The sequence below is a fragment of the Kitasatospora sp. NPDC048540 genome (assembly GCF_040651175.1).
Taxonomy (GTDB): Bacteria; Actinomycetota; Actinomycetes; order Streptomycetales; family Streptomycetaceae; genus Kitasatospora.
On record NZ_JBEZIR010000099.1, the window covers coordinates 25422 to 32522 of the forward strand.

Genomic DNA, 7101 nt, shown 5'->3' on the forward strand with positions numbered 1-7101 from the left:
TACGGGCCGGGGACGGGCGCGGGCACGCCCTGGTGGCGCTGGCCCGGGAGGCGGACGCGGTGGCGGCACGGACCGGCTGACGGGCGGGTGGCGGGCGGGTCAGGCCGTCGGGGCCGGCCGGCGGGGTGTCACCTCGGCGATCAGCAGGGCGACGTCGTCGCCGCCGGCCGGGTCGCGCAGCTCGGCCAGCAGCCGGTCGCAGGTCGCCTCCAGGGACGGCTGCCGGTCGGCGAGCAGGTGCAGGAGGCGGTCCAGGCGGTCGTCGAGGGAGTCGTCCCTGGTCTCCACCAGGCCGTCGGTGTAGAGCACCAGGCGGTCGCAGGGTGCCAGGTCGATGCCGGTGGACTCGAACGGGACGCCGCCGACCCCGAGCGGTGCGCCGGTGGGCAGCTCCAGCAGGACCGGGGGTGCGCCGCGGCGGACCAGGACGGGTGGCGGGTGGCCGGCCAGCGCGATCCGGCAGTGCAGGGCGTGGGGGTCGTAGACGGCGTACACGCAGGTGGCGATGGACTCGTCGAGTTCGTCGGTGGTCCGGTCCAGGTGGGTCAGGACCTCGGCGGGGTCGAGGGCGAGGCCGGTCAGGGTGCGGGTGGCGGTGCGCAGTTGGCCCATGGTGGCGGCGGCGGTGATGCCGCTGCCCATGACGTCGCCGACCACCAGCGCGGAGCAGCCGTGGTCCTGCGCGATGGCGTCGAACCAGTCGCCGCCGACCTCGCCGGCGGTGCCCTTGGGCTGGTAGCGATAGGCGATCTCGAGTCCTTCGGCCTGCGGGCGGCGGCGGGGCAGCAGGTGGCGCTGGAGGGTGAGCGCGGCGTGCCGCTGGTTCTGGTACCAGCGGGCGTTGTCGATGCAGACGGCGGCCCGGGAGGCGAGTTCCTGGGCGAGCAGGACGTCGTCCTGGTCGAAGGGCGCGGTGTTGCGCAGGCGTTTGAGGTCGAGGGCGCCGAGCACCTCGCCGCGGGCGATCAGCGGGACGGCCAGGTAGGAGTGCAGGCCCGCCTCGGCGAGGATGGCGGCGGCCTGCTCGTCGCGGGCGATCCGGGCCAGGTCTGCGGGGGCGACCCGGGCGACCAGGACGGGCTCCCCGGCGGCGGCGCAGCGGGCCACCAGCCGGTCGGCGGGGTAAAGGGCGAGGGTGCCGGTCGGGTCGGCCGCCCGGACGGCGGTCCTGACCTGCTCCGAGGGGTGGGCGGCGGCCAGTGCCAGCGCCCGGAAGGCGGCGGGGTGTCCGCCGGGGGCCGCGGGGGCGGGCAGCGGGTCGGGGAGGACGGCGTCGAGGACGTCGACGGCGGCGAGGTCGGCCAGTTCGGGCACCACCACCTCGGACAGTTCCCGGGCGGTGGTGTCGAGGTCGAGGGTGGAGCCGATCCGGGCGGAGGCTCGGGCGATCACGGCCAGCCGGCGGCGGGCGGCGGCGGCCTCGGCGGTGAGCCGGTGCTGTTCGCTGACGTCGATCACCGAGGTCGCCAGGCCCAGGATGCGGCCGCCCGGGCCTTCCAGCCGGAAGTAGGAGACCGACCAGGCGTGGTCGTGGTCGGGGTCGGCGAGGGTCCGTCCGACGGCGACGAGGTTGAGCAGCGGGGTGCCCGTGGCCATCACCTGCCGCATCGCGGTCTCGATCCGTTCGGCGTCGAGCAGGGGCAGCGCCTCCCGGACGCCGTGGCCGAGGTGGCGTTCGGCGGGCAGGCCGTTGATCCGCTCCAGGGCGGGGTTGACCAGGACGTACCGCAGTGAGGTGTCCAGGACGGCGAGGCCGATCGGGGACTGGGCGACCAGCCGGGCGGAGAGCGCGAGGTCGCGTTCGACGCCGCGGACGGTGGACTCGTCGGCGGCGATGCCGAGCGCGAACACCTCGCCCTGGCGGTTGCGCAGCCGCATGTTGCGGAACTCCACCGGGCGGATGCTGCCGTCCTTGTGCCGTACCGGGAAGACGCCCGCCCAGGCGCCGCCGCCGCGCATCACGTCCGCGAACAGCTTGCGCACCAGGCCGACGTCCTGTTCGGCGACCAGGAGCCCGGCGGCCTGGCGGCCGAGCGCCTCCTCGGCGGTCCAGCCGAACAGGCGTCGGGCCTGCGGGCTCCACAGCACGATCCGGCCCTCGGCGTCGAGCAGGACGGCGGCGACGCTGAGCACGTCCAGCAGGCCGCCGGGCTCCAGCGGGACGGGTGGGACGCCGGGGTCCCGGCCGTTCGCGTCCGGGCCGTCCGGGGAGGTGCGCTCTGCTGTCACGGCGGGACCTCCTTGGGACGGGCGGCGTCTCCATCGTCTCTCCGTCCCCGGTGCACGTCGCTCCGCGCCGGGCGCGCCGGCGGGCGGGCGGCTCAGTAGACGTCGCGGACGTAGCGGCGGTCGGCGGCGAGCTGCTCGACGTAGCCGGCGGCGGCGTCCGGGGACAGGCCGCCGCGGGTGGCGACGATCTCGCGCAGGGTGCGGTCGACGTCCTTGGCCATCCGGCCGGCGTCGCCGCAGACGTACAGGTGGGCGCCGTCGTTGAGCCACTCCCACAGCCGTCGGCCGCGCTCGCGCATCAGGTCCTGGACGTAGACCTTGTTGCGCTGGTCCCGGGAGAAGGCGAGGTCGAGGCGGTCCAGGTGGCCGGACTCCTGGAAGGACTCCAGCTCCTCGCGGTGGTAGAAGTCGGTGGCGCGGCGCTGTTCGCCGAAGAACAGCCAGTTGCGGCCGGTGTGGCCGCGGGCCCGCCGGTCCTCCAGGAAGCCGATGAACGGGGCGACGCCGGTCCCCGGACCGACCATGATCATCGGGGTGGCGGGGTCCGCGGGCGGCCGGAAGTGCGGGGAGCGCCGGACGTAGACCGGCACCGGCCCGTCGTCGGCGCAGTCCGCCAGGTAGGTGGAGCACACGCCGTTGCGCCGGCGGCCGAGGTCGTTGGTGTAGCGGACCACGGAGACGGTGAGCCGGACCTCGCCGGGGTGCGCGAGCGGGCTGGAGGAGATGGAGTACAGCCGCGGCTGGAGCCGCCCCAGCACACCGGCCCACTCGGCGGCCGTGGCCCGGACCGGGTGGGCGCCGATCACGTCGACGGCCTGCCGGCCCCAGCTCCACTTGGCGAGCTCGCCCTTGTTGTCGGGCCGCAGCAGCCGTCCGAGGTCCCGGTCGCCGGTCCGCTCGGCGACGAAGCGCAGCAGTTCCGGGGTGATCCGGGCGATGTCCAGCCGGGTGCGCAGCGCCTCGCCGAGCGGCACCGGGCCGGAGTCCGGGACGTCCACCGGGTCGTCGGCGTCCAGGCCGGTGACGGCGAGCCATTCGGCGACCAGGGCGGCGCCGTTGGCGGGCCGCACCCCGAGGGCGTCCCCGGCCTGGTAGGCGAGTTCGCCGCCGCGGGTGTCGAAGGCGAACTGCCGTACCTCCTTCTGCGAGCCGGGGAGGCTGAGCAGCCGGTTGCCGATCAGCAGGGTCGGGAACGGGGACGCCTTGGTGTGGACCGGCGCCCCGCCCGCGGGCGCCGCGGTGGCGCCGGGTGCGGCGGCCGCGGTGGTCCGCGCGGGGGCGGGCGCGGTGCCCGCGGCGAGGGCGGAGCAGACCTGGTCGAGCCACCGGTCGGCGGTCTGCTCGTAGTCGGGTTCGCAGTCGGCGCGGGGCACCAGGCGGGTGGCGCCGAGGGCTTCGAGGCGTTCGTCGAGGCGCCGGCCGTGGCCGCAGAAGTCCTGGTAGGTGGAGTCGCCGAAGGCGATCACGGCGTAGCGCAGGCCGGGCAGCGGCCCCCGCCCGGCGGCGGTCAGCGCCGACCAGAACCCGGCGCCGTTGTCCGGCGCCTCCCCGTCGCCGAAGGTGCTGCTGAGGAAGAGCACCGGCCCGCCGGGCGGCAGTGCGTCCGGGGTGGTGTCGTCCATGGCGGCCAGCCGCGCCCGGTGGCCCCGCTCGGCGAGCCGCCCGGCCACGGTGGCCGCGAACTCCTCGGCGTTGCCGGTCTGCGAGGCCCAGAGCACCAGCACCTCCGGGGCGTCCCGGGGCGGGGCGTCGGGCGCGGTGCCGGCGTGCCCGGCCGGGGCGGGCGCCGCCGTACGGGAGAACAGGCCGGCCAGCAGCCCGTTCACCCACAGGGTGCGTTCCGGGTCGAACGGCGCGTCGGCGGGGAGGACGGGGACGCCCGGCAGGTCCGGCGCGGCCTGCAGTCCGGTGAGGAAGCCGGCCAGGTAGCGCTGCTCCGGGGCGGCGAGCACCGGCCGGGCGGCCGCCGGGAGGCCGAGGACGGCGGCCAGGGTGGCCAGTGGGGCCGGGGCACCGGCGGCGTCCGGCGTGAACGGCACCGCGGCCCGGGCCGGGAGCGGGTGCGGCGCGGAGGCGGGCACCGGGGCGGTCTCCTTCGGTTCGGGGGCGGGGACCACCCGCAGCGCGACGGCGCAGGCCTTGAGTTCCGGCTGGAAGGAGACCGGGTCGACCGCGTCGTTGGTGACGGCGTTGATGCTGAGGTACTCGCCGAACAGGTCGTTCCAGTGGAACGGCGCGAAGCAGTCCCCGGGCCGTACCCGGTCGGTGACGACGGCGGGCAGTACGGCGCGGCCGCGCCGGGAGGCGACCTCCAGGTGGTCGCCGGCGGTGACGCCCAGCGCGGCCGCGTCGTCCGGGTGGATCTCGACGAACGGCCCGGGGTTCAGCCGGCCGAGCTTGGCGACCTTCCCGGTCTTGGTGAGGGTGTGCCACTGGTGCTGCAGCCGCCCGGTGTTGAGCACGAACGGGTAGTCGTCGTCCGGGAGTTCGGCCGGCGGCAGGTGGGGCCGGGCGAAGAACCGGGCCCGGCCGGAGGAGGTCGGGAAGGCCAGCGCGGGCCGGCTGCCGTCGGGGCGGACCAGCAGGGTCTGGCTGACGCCGTCGTTCAGGTACCGGACCGGGTTGCGGTCGGGTCCGTCGGCGTCCGGGGCCGGCCACTGCACCGGGGTGGCGCGCAGCCGCTCGTAGTCGACACCGCGCAGGTCCCAGCCGGTGGCGGGGTTCCAGGCCTGCTTGAGCTCCTCGAAGACCTCTTCGGCGCTGGTGTGGCCGAAGCCGTCCGTGAAGCCCATCGCGCGGGCCACCCCGGCGATCAGCCGCCAGTCCGGCAGGGCCTGGCCGGGCGGGTCCAGGACGCCCTGGACCAGGGTGAGGTTGCGCTCGGAGTTGACCATGACGCCGTCGGACTCCGCCCAGAGCGTGGCGGGCAGCACCACGTCGGCGTACGCGTTGGTCTCGGTGTCGGCGAACACGTCCTGGGTGACCACCAGATCGGCCGCCTCCAGGCCGGCGATGACGGTCCGCCGGTTGCCGACCGAGGCGACCGGGTTGGTGCAGATGATCCAGCAGGCCTTGATCTCGCCGGCCGCCATCCGCTCGAACATCTCGACCGTGCCGCGGCCGACCTCGGTGCGCAGGGTCCCCGGCGGCAGCCCCCACAGGTCCTCGGTGAAGGCGCGTTCGGCCTCGACCAGGACGGAGCGCTGGCCGGGCAGGCCGGGGCCCATGTAGCCCATCTCGCGGCCGCCCATCGCGTTGGGCTGGCCGGTGAGCGAGAACGGGCCGCTGCCGGGGCGGCAGATCGCCCCGGTGGCCAGGTGCAGGTTGACCAGCGCGTTGGTGTTCCAGGTGCCGTGGGTGGACTGGTTGAGGCCCATCGTCCAGCAGCTCATCCACTCCCCCGCCGCGCCGATCCACCGGGCGGCCTGCCGGATGCCGTCCTCGGGGAGGCCGGTGAGTTCGGCGACCCGGTCGGGCGGGTAGTCGGCGAGGAAGGCGGTCAGCTCCTCCCAGCCCTCGGTGTGCTCGGCGATGAACTCCTCGTCCACCTGGCCGGCCTCGACCAGCAGGTGCAGCAGGCCGTTCAGCAGGGCCAGGTCGGTGCCGGGCCTGACCGGCAGGTACAGGTCGGCCTTGTCCGCGGTGGCGCTGCGCCGCGGGTCGACCACGATCAACTTGGCACCGGCCTTCACCCGGTCCATCATCCGCAGGAACAGGATCGGGTGGCAGTCCGCCATGTTGGAGCCGATCACCAGGAAGACGTCGGCGTGGTCGAAGTCCCGGTACGAGCCGGGCGGGCCGTCGGCGCCCAGCGACAGCTTGTAGCCGGAGCCCGCGCTGGCCATGCACAGCCGGGAGTTGGACTCGATCTGGTTGGTCCGCACGAAGCCCTTGGCCAGCTTGTTGACCAGGTACTGCGCCTCCAGGCTCAGCTGGCCCGAGACGTAGAACGCCAGCGCGTCCGGCCCGTGCTCGTCGAGGATCGCGCGCAGCCGTCCGCCGACCGCGGTGACGGCCGCGTCCACGTCGGTGGCGGCGGGCGCGGTGCCGCGCTCGGTGCGCACCAGCGCCCGTTCCAGCCGGCCGGGCGCGGCCATCAGGTCGGCGCTGGTCGCGCCCTTGGTGCAGAGCCGGCCGGCGTTCGCCGGGTGGTCGCGGTCGCCGGTGGCGCGGGCCGCGGTGCGCCGTCCGGTGGCCGGGTCGCGGGCGATGTCGAGCACGATCCCGCAGCCGACGCCGCAGTACGAGCAGACCGTCCGCACGCTGTCCGTCCTCGCGCCTGACGCCGTCACCTGGTCTCCCTCCCGCCGGGCCGATGGTGGGAGCCGCTCCCACCGTCAGCACCGTAGGAAGGCCGCATTACCCCCAGGTCACGCGGGACCGGGCGGCCCGTTAAGCCCGCCGCACACCGGCCGGTGCGCCGCTGTGAGCGGCGCGCGGCCGGCGGGTGGCGGCGGTCCCCAGTGGGTTCCCATTCCGTTCCCAGTGCCCGGTGGAACGCTGCTCCCACGTCCCGGCCGGCCGGCCGGGACGGTCGGACCGAACCGAAGGGAGGGGTCTTCATGTCGAAGGTCCTCAAGCTCCAGAAGATGGACACCACCGAGCACGGCGGCCAGGACTACGAGGCCATCAGCTGCAGCTCCTGCGACTCGCAGAGCTGCAACGGCTGATTCTGCGGGCCCCGGCGGCGGCTGCCGCCGGGGCCCATGGCCGGTCCGGCCGGTCCGTACCCGAGGCGCCGCCCCCCGTTCGGCGCCCCGGTCGGGGCCGGCCGCCGGACGGGCGCGGCCCTCACCCGAGCCCACCCCTTCGCCCGAACCGCTCCCGGGTCCCGGCCCGAAGCCGTTCCCGGTGCCCGACCCGGCCGGCTCG

Annotated in this window: 3 protein-coding genes; 1 reads left to right on the forward strand and 2 read right to left on the reverse strand. The window is 75.6% G+C overall.

Annotated features, from left to right (window positions below; genetic code table 11):
• Window positions 1-99 precede the first annotated feature (99 nt).
• Together AB0D08_RS29890 and AB0D08_RS29895 are read right to left on the reverse strand one after the other, a co-directional pair.
• Entirely contained in the window at window positions 100-2157 is a 2058-nt protein-coding gene (locus AB0D08_RS29890) for a SpoIIE family protein phosphatase (RefSeq protein ID WP_359893245.1), read from the reverse strand.
• A 164-nt stretch (window positions 2158-2321) separates the two neighbouring features.
• Complete coding sequence (locus AB0D08_RS29895) at window positions 2322-6521, reverse strand: bifunctional nitrate reductase/sulfite reductase flavoprotein subunit alpha (protein WP_359893242.1); 4200 nt, start codon at window positions 6519-6521, stop codon at window positions 2322-2324.
• Window positions 6522-6791: 270 nt separating this feature from the next.
• On the opposite strand from AB0D08_RS29895, the gene AB0D08_RS29900 reads away from it, so the two are divergent.
• Window positions 6792-6899, forward strand: coding sequence for a class III lanthipeptide (locus AB0D08_RS29900; protein ID WP_199520549.1), 108 nt, complete (start codon window positions 6792-6794; stop codon window positions 6897-6899).
• Window positions 6900-7101 lie beyond the last annotated feature (202 nt).